This is a genomic window from Vibrio sp. SCSIO 43140 (assembly GCF_023716585.1).
In the GTDB taxonomy this organism is placed as follows: domain Bacteria; phylum Pseudomonadota; class Gammaproteobacteria; order Enterobacterales; family Vibrionaceae; genus Vibrio; species Vibrio maritimus_B.
In genome coordinates this window covers 1,674,531-1,697,971 of record NZ_CP071851.1, presented here as the reverse complement: position 1 = coordinate 1,697,971, position 23,441 = coordinate 1,674,531, and the positions used below count along the sequence as shown (strand labels likewise).

The following is a 23,441-nucleotide window of genomic DNA, read 5'->3' as shown; positions in this document are numbered from 1 at the left end:
TAACAACGTATTGAATAGTCTGGTTTTTTTGTTTTAACGTAAACTGATTAATTTACGTATGTTACCAAAGTAAAGTGTACCCCTTGTTACTGTTGAACCATGAATTGTTACGTTAGTATTGCCATATCAACCAAGTAGAGAGGCAATATCATGTCTAACGTAAAAAAATGGCCAGCAATCGACCCAGAAAAAGTAGCAAAGTATAAGCACATTTGGGAAAACGTATCTGCAGCAGATAACCTAGATCCAGAAGTCGCGGCTTATCTAGCTCGCGTTAAAGAGCAAGGTGGCGGTAAAGGCATCGAACAGATGAGCTTTATCAACAAAGACTACCTAGGTTTCTACCAAGCGCCATTCTCTCAAGATCTAGATAACACAGATGTTGTTATCTACGGTATGGGTATTGAGAAGTGTTCTCCTACTGGTTCTTCACACAAATTCGCACCACAACGCTTACGCCACCTAAGTAAAATGGGTATGGGTACGGTTGGTGACAACGGTGAGATCCCATTCGAATGGTGTCGTGTTTCTGATTACGGTAACTGGGACAGCTTAGGCCAGTTTGAGCTGAAAGCAGAAGTTGAGCAGCTCACTGAACTTCTTCACCACATGGTTGTTGAAAAAGATTGTACGCCGCTTATTTTCGGTGGTGACCACACAATCCCATACCCAACGATGCGTGCACTCGGTGAGAAGTACGGTCCACTTCGCGTTATCCACTTCGATGCGCACTACGACCTATCAACTCGTGCTGACTTTGATTACCCATACACATCAGGTCACTGGCTACCAAAACTGTACTCTGAAGGTCTGGCGGATCCAGAGCGCACAGTTCAGATTGGTATGCGTGGTCGTCAAACGGCGCTGGTGAAAGGTAACCACATCGCATTTGGTACCACTGGCTTCACGACTAACGAAGTTTACGAGCAAGGCGTGGATGCAGTAGCAGACAAGATCATTGAACTTTGTGGCGATGGTGGTCCGGTTTACTTCACGTTTGACCTAGATGCACTTGATACTGCGTTCTGTCGTTCAAACTCGAGCCCAGATCCATTCGGTCTGACTCACCTTCAGGTTTACGACATCATCCGTAAAGTGAAGGCTTCAGGTAAAGTACGTCTTGTGGGTGCTGATATTGCAGAATACACGCCAGACACAGATCCAACAGATAAAGACGGCATCATCGCAGCTGGCTTCGGTTGGGAACTACTTTGTTGGCTAGCAGAAGAGCGTAAGAAAGAAAACGGTGGCGAAAACCGTCATACAGTATGGCACCAAGCATTTGGTTCTGTATCGCTGTAATTACGTTGACTGATAACATTTGATTTAAAGCCCCAATCGCTATGCGGTTGGGGCTTTTTTTGCTAGTAGCGGTAGGATAGGGTGACAAAGTGAACCCGGTTTGAATCATATTGCCCATTGGGTCTGAAGACTTGGTAGTCGCTTGAAGTGATTTCTCCTTGTCCTAGGTGTTGATATTGATAGGCAACGCCAACTTTTGAACCTGAGCTCAACTGCTTTTCAGCACCTAAACCAATGCGCCATTGCTCATCAAGTGGGAGGAGCGTATCTCGTTGGTGTGCCTCGACAGGGCTAGAATCATAGCTTACGCCTGAATAGTAGAGCCAAGATTCTCTAGTATATCGGATGGCCACGCCGGTACTGAATGTATCTTGATAGCCGTCATCATAATTACTCCACGACTGCCAACCGACGTTCGCTTGCAATGTGACGTTCTCGCTCAACGCTTTACTGATCCCCAAATCGAGGCTCGCGGGCCAGTTGATGGCGGCGTCACCGATCAAGTTTTGGTTGGGACTCACGCTGTGCTGCGTGTTATGAACGTAGTTAACCCCCAGATTAATGGTATCGGTGGCTTGATAAAAAGCCGATAGACCAAAGGTGGGGCTAATACTATCGCCTTTGATATTTCCGCCCTTGGTGACCATCTCAAGTGAGGCGTACTGTGCAATCACACTTGCACCAAGTGCAAGACGCTCAGTCATTTGATGACTCGCAGCGGCCGTTAGATTGACGACAGAGATCTGATTACTTTCGAGAAGATTCAGTGGGTTTGCCGATACACCATTGGAGTAATCGACGCCCAATCCACCGGGTGAATGAAGCGATAGACCAACGACGCTATCTTCGTTAAGTCGGCGCGCATACGACAGGTTTGGAACCCACAACGCGCCGCGGCTTTCAGTCGAGAGCTCACTATACTGGCGAGCAAACTCGCTTTGTACGTTAACGTACTGAATACCCACAACAGCACTGCTGGTGTCAATTCCCGACAGCGCTGCTGGGTTAGTGATGGTGGCAGAGGCATCTCTATGGTTGGTCACGCCTGCGACACCTGCGCTGCCAACACTCTCTACTGTGGCAATCTGCGACGTCGCCAGACCCGCTGCGTGCGCGTTGAAAGAGAGGAGCCCCAGGGCAGCAAAGGCGGATAGTGGAACGGTCTTATTCATCATTATTGAGTTGTGTTTGAAGTGATAAAAAAAGGAGCAACCAATCGCGGTTACTCCATTGGCAGGGCTATGGAAGAACCCTAAGTCAGGTTATTGAATACGCTGAACTTGTGGCAGCATATATTGATTGTCAAGGATGGCTTGTGTTGGCTCGTAGAGTCTCATATGCAGGTAGAACTCTTCTTTAGGAGCAGGCAACCAGTTACAGTCTTCATCCTTTGGTTTGTCGCTCTGTATGCACACGGTAAGTGATCCGTCCGAGTTGTATTTCAGCTCTTCAGAACGGTTGGTAGAAATGGAGTAGCGGTCGATGCTGTTCTCTACCATAAACAGGTTTTTGGCATCGTACATCGTCAGTGACCAAAACGCGTCTGCAGGGGGATTGGCCGGCATCGTCATTCGATAGGCGTGGTTTCCGGAGAGCTTTTGACCCTTAGCATCAGTATATCGATTAGGGTATAGCGCTCTCTCAGGCACGTTGAGCCCAGCCGCGCGCAGATTGATGCTGGCTCGGCTCAGGTAGTCATGACCATAGCGTCCACCTTCATACATCATTGACCAACCGTTGTTTGTCGTACCGACACTTCGACCAGCGTATTGAATCACTTGTTTTGAGGTTTCAATCGCTCTTAATAGACCGCGCTTTTGTGCCTCGGATAGCTTGGTTGCATCAAATGAAGTGTCATTACCAATGCCTATGTAAGAGAACTGATCAACTACGGCTTTGTCTTCAGAGACAGGGTTTTTTCTCAGTTCTTTATCAATCAAGGCATACCAATCTAAGCCTTGAGGCAGTGTCATTGGTGGGATTCGATTACTCGATTTGGTCAGCGTGACTGTCTGGTGCGGCTTGCCAAATTCAGTGAGAGGATAGCTAATAAACCCATCGTGTACTTTGAGTGCGCTTTGTAGATCGGACTCACCAGAAACACCAGTGCGCTGGATTAGCCAAACCATAGGCGTGCGCGACTCGATCACACCATCGATACCCTCAGGTACTTGTCCACTCCAACCTCTGTTGACCAGAAGATACTTTGAGCCGTCAGTGCCGGCGTTGTCGCGATACAAATCGGTAATAGAATCTGAGTAAGCATCAAGCAACTGAACGATGAAGTAACGATCATCTGTTTTTGGGATCTCTAGAACCATCGGGCCTGCGATATCAAGGTCGTAGTGTGCTTGTGAGTACAGAGTGTCGTTGTTCACAGTTGGCACTATCTGATCTTGTGGGCCTGATAAAACGCGTGTCTTGCCCATTTTGTTGAGAGGAGCCATTGCGTTATCCATGGGCGCGTCCACGGAGGTGGTTGTCTCTCGCACGGCGGCGACGGTTAGCGGCCCTGCACCATAAATGAACGCTTGAACCCCTAGGTTGTAGGCAAGCTCTTCTTCGGGGTCGATTGGCTCGTCTGCCCAAGCGATGTGAGGCACGGATGCCATGGCAAGCATCAGTGTGAATGTGTTGAGAGTGTTTCGTTTCATATCTATCCCATCGTTCTCTGGCTCACTGTTTTGTCACAGCATCGCGCCAAGGTCTGAAGAGAGTAACGTGAAGCGAAATTGGTTTGTGTGATAGTGATTATTTGGATTTCTAATTTAGGGGTACTCAAAAAAGGACTATTGGAAAACGTAATAGTCGCTATCGCTCTATATCTATCGAGTTTTCATTAACATCAACCGCATCCTACAGCGGAGACACTTAATGAAAAACACAACAAAGTTTGCGAAAAATGCGATTACTGCCGCTTTGGTGGTTGGCGCTTCGTTGGCGAGCGCATCTGTGCTGGCTAAAAGCCCTAATATTGTTGCCATCATGGTTGATGATGTAGCACCTATGGATCTGTCTGCTTATCACCGTGGCTTGGGCGCGATTAAAACGCCTCATATCGATAGCATTGCCCAGCGCGGCGTGATGATCAGCGATTACTATGCCCAAAGCAGTTCTACCGCCGGACGATCCGCTTTTATCACCGGTCAGTATCCGATTCGAACCGGTTTGACTGGCGTTGGGCAACCGGGCTCAAAGTTGGGGATTAAAAAAGAGAATCCGACCCTTGCCGAGTTACTCAAGCAAAAAGGCTACGCGACGGTTCACGTGGGTAAATCCCATCTTGGTGACAACAACAGTCACCTCCCTACCGTACACGGCTTCGACGAATACTACGGTTTTCTCTATCACCTCAATGTGATGGAAATGCCAGAGCAACCAGAATTCCCGAAAGATCCTAATTTCACCGGCGTTCCGCGTAATGTACTTCACTCTGTAGCGACGGATAAGTTTGATAAGTCCGAAGACCCTAGGTTTGGTGTGGTCGGCAAACAGAAGATCACCGACAAAGGAACGCTTGGCAAAGAGCGAATGAAGACCATTGATGAAGAGTTTTTGAACTTTGCAACCGAGTGGATAGATGAGCACGAAGCGCAGAGCGACGACCAGCCTTACTTCATGTGGTACAACCCATCGAGAATGCACACCATTACTCATGTGAGAGAGGAGTATGAGGGAGTTAGTCAGACGTCGACCTATTACGATGCGCTGAAAGAGCTCGATGATCAGGTTGGGGTCTTGATTGAAAAGCTTCGCCAGACCGGTGAGCTCGATAACACCATCATAATGTTTACCTCAGACAACGGCGTGAACCTAGATCACTGGCCAGATGGAGGCGCAGCGTCATTCCGAGGTCAAAAAGGTACAACTTGGGATGGTGGATTCAGGGTTCCAATGCTGGTGAGCTGGCCTGAAAAGCTACCTCAAGGCACTTATGTCGACGGCATGATGTCAGCGGAAGACTGGTTGCCAACACTCATGGCCGCAGCAGGTGATACCACCGTCAAACAAGAGCTTCTCAAGGGCAAAGAGATCGAAGGCACTAAGCGTGTTGCTCATCTGGACGGTTATAACCAGCTAGACATGCTCGCGAATAATGGTGAGAGCAAACGTCGAGAGTTCTTTTTCTATAACGAAACGGATCTCAACGCGATTCGTGTTGATCAATGGAAGGTACACCTGCGCACTAAAACGACGTGGACCGAGCCTGCGAAACAGTGGCCATTCGGCGTACTCGTGAACATCAAGGCCGATCCGTATGAGCGCTCGCCAGACACTACAGGTTGGTATCACTGGATGAAGCAAAAGTCTTGGGTGTTGCCAGAGTTCTATCAAGCGATTGGCAAGTATCAAAAATCGCTTCAAGACTACCCACCAGTTCAGAAAGGGACAGGTGTCGGTATGGGTAACAACACCATCGAATAACCGACCCACCGCATGCAGCCTATCGTAGGCTGCATGCGGATTTAGGTTTATCTCACTTTTTCATTTAAAGGTTCTTTTATGTTCAAGAAAACGCTACTAGCAAGCGTGCTTGTTGTGTCGAGCTCATTGTTTGTCTTGCCAACCATCGCAGCCGTTCCAACACAGCCGATGACGGCTGAGCAGGCGATGCAAAATGAAAGCTATGTATTGGGTGTTAACGCTTACGTGTGGGGCTCGACCCTAGTCAGAATGGAGCAGATTGCTCGGAAGTACACTGATATGACGCAGCCAATCTCTGATACCAGCTATCGAGCGCCACTTAACGAGTTCGGCCATGCGAGACGTTTGAGTACGCCTCATGATTTGGATATGCCGTCTGCAAACCGCGACACCCTCTATTCAAGTGCAGTATTGGATTTGAGTCAGGGGCCAATGGTGCTATCGGTTCCTGAGGTGAATGACCGCTATTACGTGATCAACATGTTCGATATGTGGCACAACTTGTTCCAATATGTGGGCACTCGCGAAACCGGACAACTTTCGAAGCAACTCCTACTGGTGCCGCCCGGCTGGGAGTCTAACGTTGACGTTCCACGAGAGCTTCAAATCGTGGAAGCGCCAACCAGTAAAGTTTGGCTTTGGGGACGCACGCAAGTCTTTGAAGGCAGTGATGATGTGTTTGCTCATCGCATTCAGGATCAGTACACCCTGACTCCGCTGCAAGAGTATCTTGATGGCGAAAAAGTCGCAGTCACACCTCTACCGCCACGCGCGGGAGAAGAGGGCGACCCACTTCGATTTTATGAAGAACTCGGCGCGTACCTGAAAGACAACCCTGTCGAAGAAAGACAGCAAGCGATACTAGGTCAACTGGCGAAGATAGGTATTACAGAGCAAGGCTTTGATCGCAGTAACCTGAGTGTGGCAACTATCGAAGCGATGATCAAAGCGGTTCAAGACGGACAGTCAATCGTTATGGCTCAGCAGAAAAACCCTGCGGCGCTGGAGATCAAAGATGGCTGGGTTTATGCCTTTAATCTAGATGGTTTTGGTGATGACAACGCCATGCGTTCTCTGATTGCCCACCCTTATTTGGGTGGACAAGGTGCGAAAGAAGCTATCTACCCGATGGCAGCAATGGATGCGAAAGGTCAGCCACTCTCCGGCAACAATGATTACGTGATGAAATTTGATAAAGAACCTCCTGTTGGCGCGTTCTGGTCAGTCACTGTTTATGATGCCAAAACCAAGATGCTGGTCGAGAACCCAATCAACCGCTACAGCATTAACAACTCAATGCCACTCAAGCGTGGTGACGATGGCTCATTTGAGATTCATCTGTCTAATCAGGCGCTTTCTGATAACCAGAACTGGTTGCCAATACCGGAGGGTGAGTTTTACCTCCTGACTCGTTTGTATGTCCCTTCTCAAGAGGTATTGCGAATGGAGTGGACGGTACCCGGTCTTGAGAAAGTTCAGCAGTAAGAAGCGGGGTAGATTGAGTATGCAAAGACTCCAAATCTTGCTGCTTTGCGCGTGCAGTTCTCAACTTGTTTGGGCAGAAGACACCGAGGACGTGCAGGATATGTCTGATCCTTTGGCTGTGTACACACAGGTTGGTATGGGGGTGACAGATAAAGGCTTTAATCTCAAAGTCGGTCGCTCATATGACACTGGGAATCCTAGTACTGCAGCGATGAACATTTTTGAGGTTAAAGGTTTCTTGGGAAAAGAGATCGGCTGGAATGATGGAAGGGATAATAGTATCGATAGCTTTCGATTCAGAAACTTCCATGCCAACTACAAGAATGGCAGGGGTCGTCAAATAGATGTCCAGTATGACGTGAAAAATGAGGTAGGGAATGCATCTTATAGTTTCATTCAGGCAATACCAAAGATAGGCCCTGTTAGCTTGTTCCCCTTGTTGGGAGCAGGTTTGAACTTTCGTAATGCAGTAGATGACACGGGTGAGCACGTCGGTGGCTATGAAGTCCCGGGGACGTTTGCTGTTGTTGGCTCATACGGACAAGTGAGTTTTACGGATAAGCTTTGGTTTAACTATAACCCAATGTGGTTCACGACACTTTCTGGCAGTGATGAGTACACAAGGGAGGGCATCGAAGGAGGGAGCTCGCTGCTGACCCATGAAGTCGCACTGTCTTATCAGGCTTCTCCACGGCTAAGTGTTCGTTTTTTTTCTAACTGGTCACAAAAAACAGACTTCAAGGATGGGTTACATCGTTTAGAGTTCAACTACCAAATATAAGGCATTAAAAAATGCAATTGCCCTTTAGTTTGTTTATTAAACCCGTTGGTAGCCGCTGTAATCTAGATTGCAGTTATTGCTACTACCTTAATCAGGACAAGCCAAACAAAATGGATGTTGAGGCAATGAGAACTATGGTCTCAGAGCACATCTCAGCGCAGCCCTCCCATACGCCGGTGGTCGATTTTATCTGGCATGGGGGAGAGCCGATGATGAGAGGCTTGAGCTTCTATGAAACCGTGGTTGCAGAGCAAAGTCGATACCCAACGAGTAAGCGGATTGTGAATACGTTGCAGACCAATGGCACCCTGATCACTGAAAAATGGGCGCGTTTTTTTGCCAAACACAATTTCATGCTGGGTGTGAGTATTGATGGGCCGGAACTGCTGCACAATATTGGGCGAATAGACAAACGAGGGGGCTCTAGTTTCGAACAGACATTGCAAGGAATGGCGCTACTTCGCCAGCACAAGGTTGAGTTCAACACCTTGACTGTAATAAGCAATCGAACCTTTCACAGAGGCAAGGAGATCTATCAGTTTCTGACGAAAAATGGCAGTGACTATCTGCAGTTTCAGCCTTGTTTTGACCATGATCTTGATCGCCGCTCAGACTATGATTGGTCATTGAGTGGCGAGCAATGGGGGCGTTTTTTGTGTGATGTCTTTGATGAGTGGTGTGACGGGGATATCGGGCAAGTGAATGTTCAGTTTTTTGAAAACTGTTTGGCTATTCTTATGGATTACCCGAGTCAAATGTGCCATCACGCCCCAACTTGTGGACAGCAACTGATGGCCGAGGCTGATGGGGAGGTATTTAGCTGCGACCACTATGGGTATGAGCAATACTCATTGGGACAGTGTAAGGACGCTGCTCAAAACGACTATCGCCCGCTACGAGAAATGGTCAACAGCACAGAGCAGCGTCATTTTGGGGAGAGCAAATGGGAAAGCTTATGTAGACAGTGTCACGAGTGCGATTTCTTGCCTCTCTGTCATGGTGGCTGCCCTAAAAATCGAACTTTGTTGAATCAAGATTCAGAGCCGATGAACCTGCTCTGTTCAGGCTATAAAACGTTTTTTGCCTATGCATTGCCGCGAATGTTAAGAATGGTTGATGCGATGAAAAACGGATACTCACCAAAGTATTACCAACTGTTTTGATTTAGACTTCGGTTATGATTAGAGCTAGATGAGTCGTTATGGATAAAGATTACAACCTGCTTCGCCTTTTAATCGTCCTGTTTCAAACCCGGCAAACGGTCGCGGCAGCACGTAAGCTGAACATTAGCCAGCCAACTGTCAGCACGATGCTGAGAAAGCTCAGGCATCAGTTCAATGACGATCTTTTTGTTCGTAACAAGAACAAGTTAGAGCCAACGCCGAAATGCCAACAATTGATGGAACGCCTTCCCGCTTTAGTCGAGGAAATGGAGGCCTTGTATCAAGATGACAAAGGCTGGCATATATCTCAAATGAAAGGGGATATTACTTTAGTGTTCCCGGCTACTTTAATGGCTCCGATTGCATCAAAACTTATCACACGACTCTGCGAGCAGGCGCCAAACTTAACGGTCAACTGCGAGCCTTGGAACGCTGTGACCTTGTCGATGTTGGAGCAAGAACCTAACTATTTTGGTGTTGGTTACTTGCCACTGGAAACCAACAAAAATGTGATGCAAAAGGCACTTCCTGACGACAAGTTTGTACTCATTAAACGCAAAGGCCACCCCATTCAATCTGAAGCATTAGAAGAGGTTCTTCAGTATCCCTTGTGTCTGAGTATTATTCCCGGTTACATCGAGGCTTCCAAGGTGGAGATGCTGATTAAAAAGTACAAACTGGATAAGTCAATAAGTGTGCGTTCGGCCGATCTTGCATTGTTATTTGAAATCATTAAGGGAAGTGACGCGCTTGGCGTTGTGTCGAAGCGCGTGGAAGATCTGTTGGGTATGGATATGGTGACGCAACAGCTTCCACCCGAGGTAAAAAGCGACACCTTTCGAAGAGAGACTGCTCTGTTTTTTCATGCATCCAATCGTCATGCTGGTTTTATAAACTGGTTGCATTCCGAGTTGGATCGCCTGATGTCGTAGACGGTTCGCTTCGTTTGGTGTGCACTTCGAGTGATAATTTTTGTCCAGACGATAAAAAACCTGATTAGTCCCAAGGCTTCACATTTGCTTCAATAGCGCCCGAAAGATTGCTGTTAATCTTATTTCCAATTAAGGGTTAAAAATGTTTGCTATTGATGATGTTGTAGTTGCAACTAAAGGTATCGATCTAGGTAAAATGGTCGTGACTGGTTTGAGCAGTGGCGGCTTCTACGTTCGTGTAGAAGTAGACGGCATGTCTCTAACTTACCCAGCAAAAGACCTACAAAAAGCGTAATCTTTACTGCTTAGTTCTTCTTTTTAAATGGCGACCCAATGGTCGCCATTTTCATTTAATTTTTAATACTATCAGTATACTGCACTCTCTTGGTGCGTTGCCCCTCTTTAAACCATGCCTGCATCGTAGGTGTGCAATCTTTGAATGTACTACAAGCGCTAATACTATTGAGTCTCAGCACTATTTCACCCTATTCGCGTCGACTGGAATGAATGTTGCAGTTCAATCATAGACATAAAGAGAGCGAGTCTTTAGCCAGGGAGGGGAGAGATGATACTTATCTTACGTGCAACATCGTTGAACAGCGTCAATCTATTGCTGACATTCGCTTTGATTTCATCGGTAGCACTACTTGCTTTTGAAGCCAATCAACTTGGTATGGTGCTGCTATTCATAACGGCAGCATTATCAACACTTTTACTGTTTTCCTTAAGCCGAGAAGTTCGTGTACTCAATGAGTATATGGTGCAGATGAAGGGTGGCGAAGAGCCGACACTTCCAAGCTCAATAGCGTTACTTTATTCGAGTTTTCATGCCATTGATGACGTCGTTCAAATGATGTCTCGAAAGCTCAGAAAGGCAGAAGCCATGCGCTCAGAGATGGCTTTTTGCGCGCAGGAGCTAGCCAGTAATGCAGTGGATGCCGCCAGGGACAGTGACAAGCAAGCGGACTCGACGTTGTCATCAGCGTCGGCAGCCACCGAAATCTCGCAAAGTATTGAGGATGTGTCGAGTCGTATTGAGCAAACACTGAAGGCGATTGAGCAAGGCAATGCTTTGTGCGGACAAGGAAATCAAGCGTTAGTGAGCGTTCAAGCAAGTGTTGAGAAAGTTGAAGAGCAAGTTGGATTTACCGCGAGCAGCATAGTGACGCTAGAGAGCCACTTGTCCACCGTATCTGAAATGTCACAGTTTATCCGTGATATTGCTGAGCAAACTAACCTCCTCGCTCTGAACGCTGCAATAGAAGCGGCGAGAGCAGGCGAACATGGACGCGGATTTAGCGTGGTGGCGGAAGAAGTTGGGCGGTTGGCCAAGCGAAGTCATGAATCTGCAAATGCAATTACCTCTCATGTTGACCAGGTGACCAGTAGCATGAGTGATGTGACCGCAATGGTTGAGAAAGTGAGAGAGGGTAACAGCCGTTGCACTAACCAAACGCTGGTGGCACAAGAGACGTTAGAGGAGATGAAAGTCTCTATGGCATCGATCACTGACCAGGTCGCAGGCGTATCGGCTGCCTCAGAACAACAAGCGATCGCGATTCAGGAGATCTCCAGCAACATGGAGCAGGTTGCCGTTACCGCAAAGCATAATGCGGAAACAGCGGCGGATAATGCCCAAGTTGCCGAACATCTCGAAAAGCTAACTGCGTAAGGAGTCAATGAAGATGGATACGATACTGACAAACCTACCAATTATCGCGGGCGTTTCTATAGTTCTGCTTATTTTGGGGTCGATAGTTTGGAAGCGAGCGAGTACTTGCAATAGTATTCAAGCTACCAGACAGGGGGGGTTACAGCATCTCACGACGCTTCGACAGTTGCTCGCGACCATTCAGCAACACCGAGGCATCACCAACGGAGTGCTTTGTGGGGATGATAAACTTCAATCCCGTTTGCCATCGCTTCAAAGCGACATCAATCGCCTCCTGCAAACGTTAGCCATGCTCGATGAGCCGATTCGGGGTACGAGCAGTTGGCGTCATGTCGAAGATAAATGGCCCGTAGTTCAATCACATTATAGGCAGTGGTCAGCGGAACAAAATCTCGCTACTCACAATCAGTTACTCGCAGCGGTTCTGGAGTCTGTAGAGGAGTGTGCGCAGCATTATCGGTTAGCTGAGTTGCCCCAAAAAGACGAGGAGTCCATAGCGGCGCTTTGGAAGGACCTACTGAAAGTGGCCGAATGTGTCGGTCAGGCTCGTGCGTTGGGGACGGGTGTGGCTGCGAAGTCAAAATGTTCGAGTGTCGAGCGCATTCGTTTGAAGTATCTACATGAGTCGATTCATAACTTTGTGTCTGCGCAAAAACACTCAGACTATCCGACAGTGAAAAAACTTCTTAGCACAATAGAGAACAAGGTGCTCATCATGATCCCAAGCGTCGCTGCATTAGAGTATTTTGATGATGCGACAGCAGCGTTGGATGAGGTGTTTAGTGTCTTCGATGAGCGAGTAAGTAAACTGAGTGAACACCTTTAAACTGGATTTGTCCTGCGATTTCGACCTCTGAGGCGTACAAGCCTCAGAGGCAATGAGTGTTGTCGGAGGTTTATAGTTGTTCCTCTATCGGTAATATACCGCTAAACCAGGCGCCCATTCTGCGCCAGATACTTGCTTCTGGCTCAGATGTCAGTGTTTCTCCGGTGGTATGATCAAACCAAACGAGATCGCCATCTTCCATCTTCATTTCGTAAGCTGTTTTTGGGATTTCATCAATAAGGTTACGATAAACCTTCTGAGCGTATTCTGGTTGTTCAATCACCACGCCCATTTCTGTGTTGAGATGTGCAGAGCGCGGGTCGAGGTTCATCGAACCAACAAATACTTTTTGCTTATCAATGATCATCGCTTTGGTGTGCAAACTGGATCGGCTACTGCCTGTTAAACTCCAGTTTTTCTTAATCTCTGCATTGGATTTCACCTCCCAAAGCTGCACGCCACCCTCGACTAAGTCTTCGCGATATTTTGCGTACCAACCATGTACGGCGAATACATCATTTGATGCCAGAGAGTTAGTGATGATAATCACTTCGAGTCCTTGCTGTACCGCAGCGATGAGCTCCTTTGTTCCTTGTTCTGTGGGTACAAAATAAGGAGATATAAACACTAACGAGGTTTCAGAATCCTCTAGAACAGAGTTGAGGCTATCAATAAGTGTACTTTGCTTGCTATCGGGTTTGTCGGGAAGATCATAAAGCAGCTCACCGATACCCCAGTAGAGTTTTACCGTTCCATTGATGAGGTCGTTGTACAACGGCAACTTGGCAAAATCGTAAGTGCCTCCAGAAAACTTAGCTTCCAAATCGAGCTCTTGTACCCATTTATCGACATCGGCGTCGGTGTAGTGTTCTTCGATAGGTGTTATCCATTCGATGGGAATGCTGTAGTCACTGTTCCAATAGAGATCGAACTGACGATTGACCTGACGTACGGACTTACCGACCATGAGTAAATCAAGATCGGCAAACTCGACGTTGGATTCGATGGAGTAGTATTCGTTCCCTACGTTACGTCCGCCGATAATCGAGACAATGCCATCGACCGTAAGCGACTTATTGTGCATGCGGTGGTTGAGGCGTTCAAAGTCACTCAACATCGAAATGCCGCGAGCAGAGCGCAGGTGGTGTGGATTAAACATGCGTACTTCGATATTTGGATGGCTGCTAAATCTCACCAAATCTTGGTCGTCGTACTTTTGCATGTCATCGAGAAGCAAACGTACTCTGACGCCACGTTCCGCTGCTTCAAATAAGCGCCAACCGATAAGGTTACCCGCTTCATCATCACGGAAAATATAGTATTGAACATCAATGCTCGACTGAGCGGTTTCGATGATAGCGAGCCTAGCGAGCAGGGCATCGTGCCCTTTGTCTAATGGATAAAACCCGGTTTCTTCGGTAAGAGAATGGGAGGAGACTTCACGCTTGAATAGTTCATCAAGTCGAGTCGGCTCGGCGTTGATGATGGTGTAAGAGTTCTCTTTTTCGTATCGGCTCGGATCAATGCTGGACGAGACGCAGCCACTTAACGCGATAATAAGAGACAAAACGAAGAATTTTTTGATAGACAAAATATTGGGCATAGTTAAAGTGCTGGTATTTAATAGAGTTCTAAAAATGCAGCGAGAGTGTAACGACTCAAGCGCTAATTTGCACTGAATCGTTCGCCTTTTTACTGACATATTTCATAGCAAATAAGTATAGCCTAATCGAAAGCGACAAGGTTGCATAACAATTGCTTATAACGGATTAAACCAGATTTAGTGAGCTGGATATTAGGAGTATAGATGGCCGGGTTGGGAAGTAATAAATACACGCTCTTTGGTGTGATGGCGATATTAATGTGGAGCTGCGTTATGGCGCTAACACGAGATATCGCAGAACTTTTTGGACCCATTGGCGGCGCGGCTTTGATGTACAGCGTGAGTACGCTTGCACTTGCTTTGGTCATGGGCGTTCCAAGGTTAAGTGACTTTAATACACGTTACTTGCTATTTGGTGGTGCTTTGTTTGTTGCCTATGAAATTTTATTGGCATTAGCGCTGGGAATGGCGAATGACCGTCAGCAGGCGATGGAAATGGCAGTCATTAATTACTTGTGGCCGGCTCTTACTGTGTTGTTTGCTGTTCTTACTAGCGGTCGCAAAGTGAATATTCTTGTCTATCCGAGCGTGGTACTCGCCTTTATTGGGGTAGTGTGGTGTATCTCGGGTGACTCGACGTTGTCGATTGAAAGCATCAAAAGCAATATTGCAACAAATCCGATTACCTACAGTATGGCGTTTTCTGCAGCCTTTATTTGGGCGCTCTACTGCAACATAACCCCGACAATGAGCGGTGGCAAGAATGCGATTGTGGTGTTTTTCGCCATGACAGCGATAACGCTCTGGGTTCATTATGCGTTTAGCAATGAGCGTGAAATGGCATTCAACCTATCGTCGGTATCTACCTTGCTGCTGGCTGGGATAGTGATGGGTGCGGGCTATGCGCTTTGGAATCAGGCGATCATCGGCGGTAACATGGTTTTGATTGCGACTTTCTCATACTTTACACCTGTGTTTTCCACTTTGTTTTCGTCGTTTTACTTATCTGTCGCGTTAACTCAATCTTTTTGGCAGGGCGTTGTGCTGGTGACTTTAGGCTCGTTAATGTGCGCATGGGCAACGAGAGAGAAACCTGAGCGCGAAGAGGCGTCGGTTCTATAAGCACAGCAATCTTATCTGGTTCTACTATCGTAAGAGGGGTAAGACAATAAAAAAATAGGACTGGGGTAAATGGAGTGTGTTCAGCAGAGACACCATGGTTGGTTGAGGTATTGCCAGCACCGACTTTTTGTTAAAGCAATTGGGTTGGTCGTTCTAGGTGTTGGAATAAGTTTTTACAGCATTACCTCATTTGCAGCGCCAAGCGGGAAGCCTTGGCTTGTCAGCTATAACCAAGATGCGGTGACGCTTTATAAGCGCGAACACAAAGATGGCCTAATTGAGATTCGCGTTCATGCGGATATGACAACGACTTTTGCCGCGTTTCTGCGACTCTTTGAGGATACAAAAAACGTTCCTCGGTGGCTTCATAATGTAGATAAAACCAAGGTGCTGGCCCAGCTCTCTGCCAATGAAAATGTGGTCTACACGACCTTCGCCGCCCCTTGGCCTGCCAAAAATCGTGATATGGTCACCTATTCGCGCTATTACCAATCAGGTCGTCGATTTGTGTTAGAGATCAGCGATGCCACTGAGTATTTAGCTCAGCAACCTGATTACATACGAATTACCCAAGTGCGAGCGCGTTGGGAGCTTACTAAGTTATCTGATGGAGACGTGTTTGTGGTGTATACGGCGTTTGCCGATGTGGGCGGGGCTTTGCCAGATTGGCTGGCAAATCAGCTTACTGTAGAAGGCGCCATTGAGACCTTCAGAGGATTGAAGAGAGAGATTGCTGGATACCAACATCTCTCTCATCCGAATGTTAGAGACTAAAGCCTACTAAGCGTCAGTCTCAATCAAGCATTAAGAATTACGTGCGTAGTTGACATCGTCAGCTTGAGACAGAGACTTACACGCATCGATCAACATAAACGCTGGTACTTTAATAAAGTATGCCGAAATCAAAATCATCATCACTGGGTCCGCATAGACACTCAGGTGTGACCATGGTGACTGTTCTAGTCCCCAAGCGGTGATAAAGCCCGCCATTACTGCAAAACTTAATAGCGTATCCATCTGCCACTGTTTCGTCTCAGCTTCGATCAGGTTTGCACACAGTACTTTGTTTTGCTTAGAGATATACCACCAAGCGTACGAACAGCCTAATACGTTAAACAATCCAAAAATGGTTGCGACGGTAGTATCCACCGGACGACCACCGGTGAACATCGAGCTTATCGCTGAGTATAGAGACGCCAAGACGATCACTAATATAACGAAACCTTTGATGGCAATAACAACCGACTCTACGGTTTGGCGACCATATTTAGCCGCATGGCTCTTTGGTTTCTTCAATTGGTGTGCCGCTGCCAGCGACAATAAAGTTAACAGCAAGCTTACTAATGAGTAAACACCGTCAAAGGCGATGACGAGCGAGCCCATAAGCACACCCACGACAAGTCCTGCGACAGCAAAGCCAGTTGCGATAATGGCTGAAACTCTCAATACGGAAGACTCGTTGTGTTGCTTTTGCGAAGACATGGGATTTACCTTTTGTTTGAATTGAGTCTATTGTTTCGCCGCAGTGATTAACTTTCAAACTTTAACTGTCGATGGGAGAACTATGTTGGAGTGAGGTAGATGATCTTAGTTAGATATATCAGAAGGTTATGTGATGATTCTTGCTGTCAAAAATCATGGCACCCACTGATGCGGTCATTAAAAATATGTGATGTTGACCAGAGCGCTGAGTATTTTAAGTGCAGTGCGACTTGGCGATATAACTAGAAAGTGAAGAGGTAATCGCTGATTTGATCAGCAAGCCAAGTCATGGCAGGGTGCTCAGACATCCCCGAAGGGGCAATCATACTGAAGTCTTCTTGAGTTAGACCATAGGTATGCTTTATCACTGAAAGTGTTTGCTCGCGCAGAAGCTGACGAATCAGTGGTTCAGGCAATACCCCCCAAGCACCTTCGGAAATAATGGTCTTGAGCATAAATTCAAAACTCGAGAAGCCGATGTATTTCAATGAGAAAGGCAGTAACTCCGGGTTATCACGTAGGTTTAGATAGGCAAGAGACACTTGCATTTCATCTCGTAATACTTCGTCAGAGACCCGAGGCAAATTCGATAGCTTGTGGTCGGCGCGACATACCGACATCATTCGAATCTTACCAAGTGGTTGGTAGGTGAGCCTTGGGTCACCTTGTCTCTCAAAATCCACTCCAAAGGCAAAGTCGACTTGTTTCTTTTCGACAATATCAGCGAGATCGCCAGAAGAGGCGAGAACAATATTGAGTGAAATAGCAGGGTAACGTTGGTTAAGTTCTATGGTGAGATCCTGCCAAACCTTATCAGGTAGGCTGTCATCGTGAGCAATGCGAAGCTCGGTTGCAAACTCGCCTGACACTTGTGCGCACGTTTGTCGAATTCGTGCCGCAGTGACCAGTAGGTTGTCGCAGTCTTTGAAGATGGCCTTCCCTGTTTCTGACAAAGTGACATTGTTGCCAGTACGAACAAATAGTTCAGTATCGAGATCTTTCTCAAGTGCTTTGATCGCCATGCTGAGCTTAGTACGATTACAGTTCAGCATTCGCGCTGCTTCAGACACAGAGCCTGTGTTAACAACGGCACAAAAGGCTTCAATTTGGGAAAGATTAATCGACATTGTCACTCAAACACCCGAAAACAAAGGAATAAAAATCATAGCACGAGTCCCAAAGAATACGAAGATAACACTAGGAATTGCTTGGCGTTCTGGTTTAATCTATGCGTAGTCATTAAGGATTAAAATGTAGTGCTTATATTGTGTTCAGCACTTGCAAATGAATGGAGTAAACTATGTCTAACGAGTGGGATGAGTACGCTGCGACATGGGAGAAAGACCAAGCGACGGCTACCTTTGCACAGTCTTGTTTTGAAGAACTCACCGCGCAGACCTCATTAACGCGCAAAACGGTGTTGGACTTTGGCTGTGGTACAGGCCTTTTAAGTCAGTTGATGTCACCTGCAACAAAAGAAATTGTCGCGCTTGACGGCTCTGAGGCCATGATCGAAGAGCTTGATAAAAAGGGACTGGAAAACGTTGAACCAGTCGTCGACTTATTGACTCGCGGTTTGGTCGCTCAGCATCCAGCATTTCGTAATCAGTTTGATTTGGTTGTGGCGTCGTCGGTGTGTGGGTTCCTTGATAACCTTCAAGAGACTGTCAACATTATCTATACCCTTCTTGATGAGTATGGCTTGTTTATTCACTGGGATTGGGCGGTGGATAGCGATGACCTGGGATATGGTTTAACTGAGCAGCGTGCAAAAGAGATTTTACTCAATGCTGGCTTCGAGAAAGTTGAAGTGACCGTACCGTTTGAAATAGACGCTGGCAAAGGAGCAAAAAAAGTTCTCATGGGCGTTGGTCGCAAATAGCATAAATCGCAATAGTTTTTATCTGAATCACGAATAGGTGAAGCCTTTGGCTTCACCTTTTTTTGTTATGCTGCTGGCGTATTAATTTTAAGCAGGTTAACTATGTTTCTGGGAGAAAAGTTTCTGAGACCAAAGTTTCTGAGATCAAAACGATTGAGCAGCCAACTTCTCGCTATTTTGTTAGCCACAACGAGCGTGTTGTTTGCCAGTTCCGTGTGTGCAAGTGACGAAAAAAGCAGGGAGCAAGCACAACAACTCATCGAAAAGGCTTCTGAAAAAATCGACATGTTTGATTCGACGGACCATTGGGAGTCTGTGAAAAATCTTACCGGCGTGGCAAAGGCTATTGTGGTGTTCCCGTCGGGTGGTCAGGCGGGCTTTCTCATTGGCGCCCAATGGGGAAGAGGGATATTACTGACTCGTGAGGATCATCGCTGGAGCGAACCTGTGTTTGTTAAGTTCCACAGCGCAATGATCGGGCTTTTAGCGGGAGCTCAACATATAAGTGGTGTCGGCGTGATTCTCTCAGATGATGTACTTGAGAACCTCAAATCTAGCCCGACTAAAGTGGGTGGCACGGCAGACCTGACAGTCGGGAAAGGCGTCAGTGGCAAGGTTATTGGTGGCTCCGGGGGGGTCAGCGCGATGATGGTGTCCGAAAATAAAGGGCTGTACTTCGGTGGAAGTATCGATACCTTTACACTATCGCTAGACAAAGACCTCAACCAAGCTCTATATGGTGACGATTTTTCAGCAGAGAAGGTGCTTTCAAATTACGATACCCATCAGGGGGAAGCGCAGAACTTGCGTAATAGGCTAGAGGGTGTTGCTTACCGAGCGGTTTACCAATAAATGCCATTCTGCTGAGTAAAATTTGAACTTGTTGTTTTTTAGTGCATTATTGTGTTTAGACCTTAGGTTAAATTACGCTTTGGGACATTGCCAATGAACAAACTGCTCTCTTCATTACTTTTTGCCAGCATCGCTTTGGTCGGGTGTACGACGTCTACCACAACGAACTCACCACTCAACTTTTCCTATGGGGTTGCAAAAACGGGTGATTTTAGTTTTTTGCCTCAATCTGGAGTTGTGACCTACTCTTGGCGCAATGATTCTCCAGTCGCACATGTTTCGAAAGAGTATGATGCGGACTATTACCTCAATGTTATCAAGGCTCAAATCGACCAGGTTTTAGCGTCTAAAGGTTATATCGCCGTCAGTGATGGTCATGCGGCAACAATGCACCTTGATTTTGGTATAGCGACAGAAAATGCCATGAACGATGAACAGATTTTTGAAAGCACGCAGATTGCAACGGGTATACAGGGCGATAGTCAAAAAGGTGAGAAGGGCAGCATCTATATCGCTGTTTTTGACTCGGTTGGCGCGTTCCCAAGATGGAGAGCCCTTGCTCAAGGGCCAACCGATCAGAGAGTAAAAGATTCAGCAGAGCGAGAAGAGCTCAAAAACCTAATAGGCTCCATGTTAGATGACCTGCCTCCAAGATAACGAAAACCGAAGCGTCAAGCTTCGGTTTTCGTTATAGGGTAACGTGTTGCGTTACTTCGGCATGATGACAGCGTCAATGACGTGAATGACGCCGTTTTTGGCCTTAACGTCTGTCGCAACAACCGTTGCGTTGTCGACCATAACCATACCGTCTTTCTTGGTGATCATAACCTCTTGGCCTTGGACTGTCTTCGCTTTGTCCAGTCCCATCACATCTGCAGCCATCACCTTACCCGGTACCACATGGTAGGTTAGGATAGCAACCAGCTTGTCTTTGTTCTCTGGTTGTAACAGAGATTCGACAGTACCTTCAGGTAGCTTGGCGAACGCTTCGTCAGTCGGAGCGAACACCGTGAAAGGACCTTCCCCTTTTAATGTATCAACCAACCCCGCAGCTTGAACTGCAGCGACAAGTGTCGTGAACGAACCATTTTCTGCCGCAACATCAACGATGTCCTTTTTCATTCCGTGGTGGTCTGCGAAAGCCGAGATTGAAAGAAGAAGTGCTGCCATTGCTGCAAACGAACGTGTTAATAGTGTTTTCATATCTGCGATCCTTTTTTATTCCTATTCGCAGTCGTCTCTTACGCGGCGAATAACTCATCGATCACCAAAATTGGCTAACAAAATGTATTCAGTTCAAAACAGATTGTTTAGCAGGTTTGTTTACGGGCAGCTAAACTACTCACATTAAATAACGCAAAGTGACTGAACATGTTGGATTATTTTGTTGAAAAAAGAATTGATATCGCGACTAAAGCAGAGAGCGCAATAAACTTTTTGGCGGATTATCGGAACTGGCCCCAGTGGTCCCCGTGGCTCATTATGGAGCCTGAATGCAAGCTTGATTATCGGGGTGAGCAGGGCAATATCGGCGATGGGTATCAATGGGACGGTGAGCTTGTTGGCGCGGGAGAAATGACCTTGATGAAGCGCAGTACCACGCAGCTCGACATGCATTTAAGCTTTCAAAGGCCGTTTAAATCTGAGGCCAAGGTGAGCCTTCAAGCGGTACAAATGGGCAATAATACCGAAGTACGTTGGAGCATGAAGAGCAAGGTGCCATGGTATCTGTTTTTTCTCAAAGGCTTGTTTCAAACCATGATAGGGATGGATTATGAGCGCGGGTTAAAGATGCTCAAGTCTGCGTTAGAAACAGGCGAAGTTCACTCGCGTCTCAAACTTATTGGGGAGCGAACTCAAGACGAGATACATTATGTGGGGGTACGCGGTAGTGGCACGATTGCTGAGCTGGGGCCGCAAATGCAAGCGCACTTTTCTGAGCTTAACCAGCTCATAGAAACGAAAGGGCTAGAGATAGCCGGGCCACCCTTTGCGCTATATCACTCTATGAAAATGAAGCAGCAGTTCTTTGAGTTTACGACCTGCTTCCCTATGCGACAAAAGGTCGAGGTAGCGAAGCCATTTGAAACGGGTACGCTGGCTAGCTGTGAGACCTATGTTGTTGAACACACAGGCGAATACCCTTTCATGGGCAATGCTTGGTCGATGGCAATGAATGCATCACGCCACCACAAGGTTAAAGTTAAGCGTCGTCCATTGGGGCTCGAAAGGTACCTCAATGACCCACGTGAGAATAAAGCGAAAGACTTGGTCACTGAGGTGGTGTTGTTTAAGAAGTAAGCTTTGGCTAGAAAACCAGACCAGGCAGTAGTACAGGTTTAGATGGCCATCGGTAATCGTTCAAAGGCTTGACCATCGCCGATACGGGGGTTGGTTGAGCTAGAGGGTCCTCTTGAAGGACATTCAAATTGGTAACTCGAATGTACCCGCTAGACCCATAGACTTCATCTCGACCAAACAGAACCGAAAAATGCATTCCTTGCTGCTCCATCCATTGGTGAACCTCAGTTAGCATCGTCTTGACCAAGCCCTTTTTGCGATAGTCTGGGTGAACACATACTTCAGCTACGCCGCCAATAGGATAGGAGCGACCTCTAATTTCAATGGTTTTCTCGTGTACCGCAACATGTGCGACAACATGGTGTTTGTTGTCGCTCGTGACGTACCAGCGGTGTTGCGGCATCTCATTGTAAAAACGCTGAGTTTTGAACCTTGCGTCGCTTGGCTTGGTAAAACAGGCGCTGAGTAGAGCGATCAGTGCTTGATTAAGCTGCTCATCCACTGAGCTATCTTCAATATATTGAACTTTCATAATGCTACTGGTTATCAACACATCGCTCAGTTACGATGCTATGCGTACCTTTGTCTGATCCTTTGGCTATGGTGAGTTGGCTCACGATGCTGTAGCAAGTTGTGCTACCTTTTTGCTCCGCAGACTGGATTTTTACGGTACCTGAATTACCACTGGTGGTATTTTTCCAGGGAACAGATTTTCCAGACTTCGGACTTCTCATTAATTTCTCAACCGCGTCTTTATGTAGCGATTTATCTTTGTCTGAGTAACTCTCATCATTCACTCCAAAGGTTTGAGAGGTGAGTGAGTCAACAAGTTGGAATGGTGAACTAAGGATGCCGCCAATGACCCCTGTGACCGCGCCCTTACTGGCCTCACGACCGGCCTGCTCAGCCTGTTGGACTAGGCTTTCAGCCTGGCTGATTATCTCGGGCATCGCTTTACGCACCGCTTCACTCTCAGCCAAAATGGCAGGGATCTGTTTCGACGTCGCGGCTATTTGTTTGTTGGTCTGCTCAATTGTTTGATTGGTCTCATCTATTTGCTTGAGAATACTTGGCAAAGAGCGGTGCCAGTTTTGTGTCTCTTCAAGAATAGGGGGAATGGCGTTTCTCACGTTTTCAACTTCGGCAATGATAGTAGGTATTTGCTTATTGATGTCGTCAACTCTCGCCAACACTTCGGGTATCGCTTTTTGATACTCAGCACTTTGCTCAAGAATACTTGGGATAATCGCTTGTATCTTTTGAACTTCTTCTATGACGGGCGTGATGCGCTGCGCGGTCTGATCTATCTGCGTCAACAAGCTTGGGAGCTCAGTGCGAACTTGTTTCGCCTCCATGGTGAAACTATAAATCGACCAAGCTAATGCCATGATGGCAATGGCGAAAAGTACTCTGGTTCCTGCTAGTATTTTTTCCATTTCACAACTCACTGTAGTGTCGGCAATCCAAAAGAGTGCTTGAGCACGTTAAAACGACCTTAGTTTTTTCTAACATAACCAAACTAAACAAGAGAGTAAACGGTGCGCTCCTCGGCGAACGAGCTAAGTTGGCAGGAATTGCGAGATTGTACAAAAAGACAGCAGTTGAGCGTAATT

At 46.9% G+C, this 23,441-nt stretch carries 23 protein-coding genes; 15 read left to right on the top strand and 8 right to left on the bottom strand.

The features are described 5' to 3' along the window. Positions 1-150: 150 nt before the first annotated feature. Positions 151-1,302 carry an arginase family protein gene (locus J4N45_RS26030; protein ID WP_031494544.1) on the top strand — a complete coding sequence of 384 codons (1,152 nt, stop codon included), beginning with the start codon at positions 151-153 and terminating at the stop codon, positions 1,300-1,302. 62 nt (positions 1,303-1,364) lie between these two features. On the opposite strand, the gene J4N45_RS26025 is transcribed toward J4N45_RS26030, so the two are convergent. Together J4N45_RS26025 and J4N45_RS26020 are read right to left on the bottom strand one after the other, a co-directional pair. Next, positions 1,365-2,477 carry an OmpP1/FadL family transporter gene (locus J4N45_RS26025; protein WP_252015591.1) on the bottom strand — a complete coding sequence of 371 codons (1,113 nt, stop codon included), beginning with the start codon at positions 2,475-2,477 and terminating at the stop codon, positions 1,365-1,367. Between the two features lie 87 nt (positions 2,478-2,564). After that, positions 2,565-3,923 carry a DUF1254 domain-containing protein gene (locus J4N45_RS26020; RefSeq protein ID WP_252017252.1) on the bottom strand — a complete coding sequence of 453 codons (1,359 nt, stop codon included), beginning with the start codon at positions 3,921-3,923 and terminating at the stop codon, positions 2,565-2,567. A gap of 253 nt (positions 3,924-4,176) precedes the next feature. On the opposite strand from J4N45_RS26020, the gene J4N45_RS26015 reads away from it, so the two are divergent. The 8 genes from J4N45_RS26015 to J4N45_RS25980 all read left to right on the top strand — a co-directional run bounded on the left by J4N45_RS26015 (position 4,177) and on the right by J4N45_RS25980 (position 12,586). After that, positions 4,177-5,727, top strand: coding sequence for a sulfatase-like hydrolase/transferase (locus J4N45_RS26015; protein WP_252015589.1), 1,551 nt, complete (start codon positions 4,177-4,179; stop codon positions 5,725-5,727). A gap of 78 nt (positions 5,728-5,805) precedes the next feature. After that, entirely contained in the window at positions 5,806-7,212 is a 1,407-nt protein-coding gene (locus J4N45_RS26010; protein WP_252015587.1) for a DUF1254 domain-containing protein, read from the top strand. A 13-nt stretch (positions 7,213-7,225) separates the two neighbouring features. Then, complete coding sequence (locus tag J4N45_RS26005; protein ID WP_503057371.1) at positions 7,226-7,993, top strand: hypothetical protein; 768 nt, start codon at positions 7,226-7,228, stop codon at positions 7,991-7,993. Between the two features lie 11 nt (positions 7,994-8,004). Continuing rightward, positions 8,005-9,156 carry an anaerobic sulfatase maturase gene (locus J4N45_RS26000; RefSeq protein ID WP_252015559.1) on the top strand — a complete coding sequence of 384 codons (1,152 nt, stop codon included), beginning with the start codon at positions 8,005-8,007 and terminating at the stop codon, positions 9,154-9,156. 38 nt (positions 9,157-9,194) lie between these two features. After that, positions 9,195-10,088, top strand: coding sequence for a LysR family transcriptional regulator (locus tag J4N45_RS25995; RefSeq protein ID WP_252015557.1), 894 nt, complete (start codon positions 9,195-9,197; stop codon positions 10,086-10,088). Positions 10,089-10,230: 142 nt separating this feature from the next. Further along, positions 10,231-10,383, top strand: coding sequence for a hypothetical protein (locus J4N45_RS25990; protein ID WP_128650681.1), 153 nt, complete (start codon positions 10,231-10,233; stop codon positions 10,381-10,383). 270 nt (positions 10,384-10,653) lie between these two features. After that, the gene (locus J4N45_RS25985) at positions 10,654-11,760 is read left to right on the top strand and encodes a methyl-accepting chemotaxis protein (protein WP_252015555.1); all 1,107 of its coding nucleotides are present in this window, start codon (positions 10,654-10,656) and stop codon (positions 11,758-11,760) included. 13 nt (positions 11,761-11,773) lie between these two features. After that, entirely contained in the window at positions 11,774-12,586 is an 813-nt protein-coding gene (locus J4N45_RS25980; RefSeq protein ID WP_252015553.1) for a hypothetical protein, read from the top strand. Between the two features lie 70 nt (positions 12,587-12,656). Here J4N45_RS25980 and J4N45_RS25975 read toward each other — a convergent pair whose 3' ends face one another. Beyond that, on the bottom strand, positions 12,657-14,189 hold the full coding sequence (locus J4N45_RS25975; RefSeq protein WP_252015551.1) for a phospholipase D family protein: 1,533 nt from the start codon (positions 14,187-14,189) through the stop codon (positions 12,657-12,659). 204 nt (positions 14,190-14,393) lie between these two features. On the opposite strand from J4N45_RS25975, the gene yddG reads away from it, so the two are divergent. Together yddG and J4N45_RS25965 are read left to right on the top strand one after the other, a co-directional pair. Then, the gene (gene yddG, locus J4N45_RS25970) at positions 14,394-15,311 is read left to right on the top strand and encodes an aromatic amino acid DMT transporter YddG (RefSeq protein WP_252015548.1); all 918 of its coding nucleotides are present in this window, start codon (positions 14,394-14,396) and stop codon (positions 15,309-15,311) included. A 69-nt stretch (positions 15,312-15,380) separates the two neighbouring features. Beyond that, complete coding sequence (locus J4N45_RS25965; RefSeq protein WP_252015546.1) at positions 15,381-16,085, top strand: START domain-containing protein; 705 nt, start codon at positions 15,381-15,383, stop codon at positions 16,083-16,085. Positions 16,086-16,115: 30 nt separating this feature from the next. Here J4N45_RS25965 and J4N45_RS25960 read toward each other — a convergent pair whose 3' ends face one another. Then, complete coding sequence (locus tag J4N45_RS25960) at positions 16,116-16,793, bottom strand: cation efflux transmembrane domain-containing protein (protein ID WP_252015544.1); 678 nt, start codon at positions 16,791-16,793, stop codon at positions 16,116-16,118. 242 nt (positions 16,794-17,035) lie between these two features. Beyond that, a complete protein-coding gene (locus J4N45_RS25955) occupies positions 17,036-17,914 on the bottom strand; it encodes a LysR family transcriptional regulator (RefSeq protein ID WP_252017251.1) in 879 nt (292 codons plus the stop codon). A gap of 179 nt (positions 17,915-18,093) precedes the next feature. On the opposite strand from J4N45_RS25955, the gene J4N45_RS25950 reads away from it, so the two are divergent. From J4N45_RS25950 to J4N45_RS25940, 3 genes are all read left to right on the top strand, one after another. Continuing rightward, positions 18,094-18,675 carry a class I SAM-dependent DNA methyltransferase gene (locus J4N45_RS25950; protein ID WP_252015542.1) on the top strand — a complete coding sequence of 194 codons (582 nt, stop codon included), beginning with the start codon at positions 18,094-18,096 and terminating at the stop codon, positions 18,673-18,675. 153 nt (positions 18,676-18,828) lie between these two features. Beyond that, entirely contained in the window at positions 18,829-19,527 is a 699-nt protein-coding gene (locus tag J4N45_RS25945) for a lipid-binding SYLF domain-containing protein (RefSeq protein ID WP_252015540.1), read from the top strand. 93 nt (positions 19,528-19,620) lie between these two features. Then, positions 19,621-20,184, top strand: a complete 564-nt coding sequence (locus J4N45_RS25940; protein ID WP_252015538.1) for a DUF4136 domain-containing protein — start codon at positions 19,621-19,623, stop codon at positions 20,182-20,184. Between the two features lie 51 nt (positions 20,185-20,235). Here the strand turns inward: J4N45_RS25940 and J4N45_RS25935 are convergent, their stop codons facing one another. Next, positions 20,236-20,697 (bottom strand): fasciclin domain-containing protein, encoded by a 462-nt coding sequence (locus J4N45_RS25935; RefSeq protein WP_503058240.1) that lies wholly within the window; start codon positions 20,695-20,697, stop codon positions 20,236-20,238. Positions 20,698-20,898: 201 nt separating this feature from the next. Here J4N45_RS25935 and J4N45_RS25930 point away from each other — a divergent pair, with 201 nt between their 5' ends. Further along, complete coding sequence (locus J4N45_RS25930; RefSeq protein ID WP_252015534.1) at positions 20,899-21,828, top strand: SRPBCC family protein; 930 nt, start codon at positions 20,899-20,901, stop codon at positions 21,826-21,828. 7 nt (positions 21,829-21,835) lie between these two features. Here J4N45_RS25930 and J4N45_RS25925 read toward each other — a convergent pair whose 3' ends face one another. Beyond that, positions 21,836-22,360 carry a GNAT family N-acetyltransferase gene (locus J4N45_RS25925; protein ID WP_252015532.1) on the bottom strand — a complete coding sequence of 175 codons (525 nt, stop codon included), beginning with the start codon at positions 22,358-22,360 and terminating at the stop codon, positions 21,836-21,838. A 4-nt stretch (positions 22,361-22,364) separates the two neighbouring features. After that, positions 22,365-23,264 (bottom strand): hypothetical protein, encoded by a 900-nt coding sequence (locus J4N45_RS25920; RefSeq protein ID WP_252015530.1) that lies wholly within the window; start codon positions 23,262-23,264, stop codon positions 22,365-22,367. Positions 23,265-23,441 lie beyond the last annotated feature (177 nt).

Bases quoted from the DNA above. Each gene is read 5' to 3' on its own strand.
- J4N45_RS26030 (WP_031494544.1), top strand. From the start codon at position 151: ATGTCTAACGTAAAAAAATGGCCAGCAATCGACCCAGAAAAAGTAGCA.
- J4N45_RS26025 (WP_252015591.1), bottom strand. From the start codon at position 2,477: ATGATGAATAAGACCGTTCCACTATCCGCCTTTGCTGCCCTGGGGCTC.
- J4N45_RS26020 (WP_252017252.1), bottom strand. From the start codon at position 3,923: ATGCTTGCCATGGCATCCGTGCCTCACATCGCTTGGGCAGACGAGCCA.
- J4N45_RS26015 (WP_252015589.1), top strand. From the start codon at position 4,177: ATGAAAAACACAACAAAGTTTGCGAAAAATGCGATTACTGCCGCTTTG.
- J4N45_RS26010 (WP_252015587.1), top strand. From the start codon at position 5,806: ATGTTCAAGAAAACGCTACTAGCAAGCGTGCTTGTTGTGTCGAGCTCA.
- J4N45_RS26000 (WP_252015559.1), top strand. From the start codon at position 8,005: ATGCAATTGCCCTTTAGTTTGTTTATTAAACCCGTTGGTAGCCGCTGT.
- J4N45_RS25995 (WP_252015557.1), top strand. From the start codon at position 9,195: ATGGATAAAGATTACAACCTGCTTCGCCTTTTAATCGTCCTGTTTCAA.
- J4N45_RS25990 (WP_128650681.1), top strand. From the start codon at position 10,231: ATGTTTGCTATTGATGATGTTGTAGTTGCAACTAAAGGTATCGATCTA.
- J4N45_RS25985 (WP_252015555.1), top strand. From the start codon at position 10,654: ATGATACTTATCTTACGTGCAACATCGTTGAACAGCGTCAATCTATTG.
- J4N45_RS25980 (WP_252015553.1), top strand. From the start codon at position 11,774: ATGGATACGATACTGACAAACCTACCAATTATCGCGGGCGTTTCTATA.
- J4N45_RS25975 (WP_252015551.1), bottom strand. From the start codon at position 14,189: ATGCCCAATATTTTGTCTATCAAAAAATTCTTCGTTTTGTCTCTTATT.
- yddG (WP_252015548.1), top strand. From the start codon at position 14,394: ATGGCCGGGTTGGGAAGTAATAAATACACGCTCTTTGGTGTGATGGCG.
- J4N45_RS25965 (WP_252015546.1), top strand. From the start codon at position 15,381: ATGGAGTGTGTTCAGCAGAGACACCATGGTTGGTTGAGGTATTGCCAG.
- J4N45_RS25960 (WP_252015544.1), bottom strand. From the start codon at position 16,793: ATGTCTTCGCAAAAGCAACACAACGAGTCTTCCGTATTGAGAGTTTCA.
- J4N45_RS25950 (WP_252015542.1), top strand. From the start codon at position 18,094: ATGTCTAACGAGTGGGATGAGTACGCTGCGACATGGGAGAAAGACCAA.
- J4N45_RS25940 (WP_252015538.1), top strand. From the start codon at position 19,621: ATGAACAAACTGCTCTCTTCATTACTTTTTGCCAGCATCGCTTTGGTC.
- J4N45_RS25935 (WP_503058240.1), bottom strand. From the start codon at position 20,697: ATGGCAGCACTTCTTCTTTCAATCTCGGCTTTCGCAGACCACCACGGA.
- J4N45_RS25930 (WP_252015534.1), top strand. From the start codon at position 20,899: ATGTTGGATTATTTTGTTGAAAAAAGAATTGATATCGCGACTAAAGCA.
- J4N45_RS25925 (WP_252015532.1), bottom strand. From the start codon at position 22,360: ATGAAAGTTCAATATATTGAAGATAGCTCAGTGGATGAGCAGCTTAAT.
- J4N45_RS25920 (WP_252015530.1), bottom strand. From the start codon at position 23,264: ATGGAAAAAATACTAGCAGGAACCAGAGTACTTTTCGCCATTGCCATC.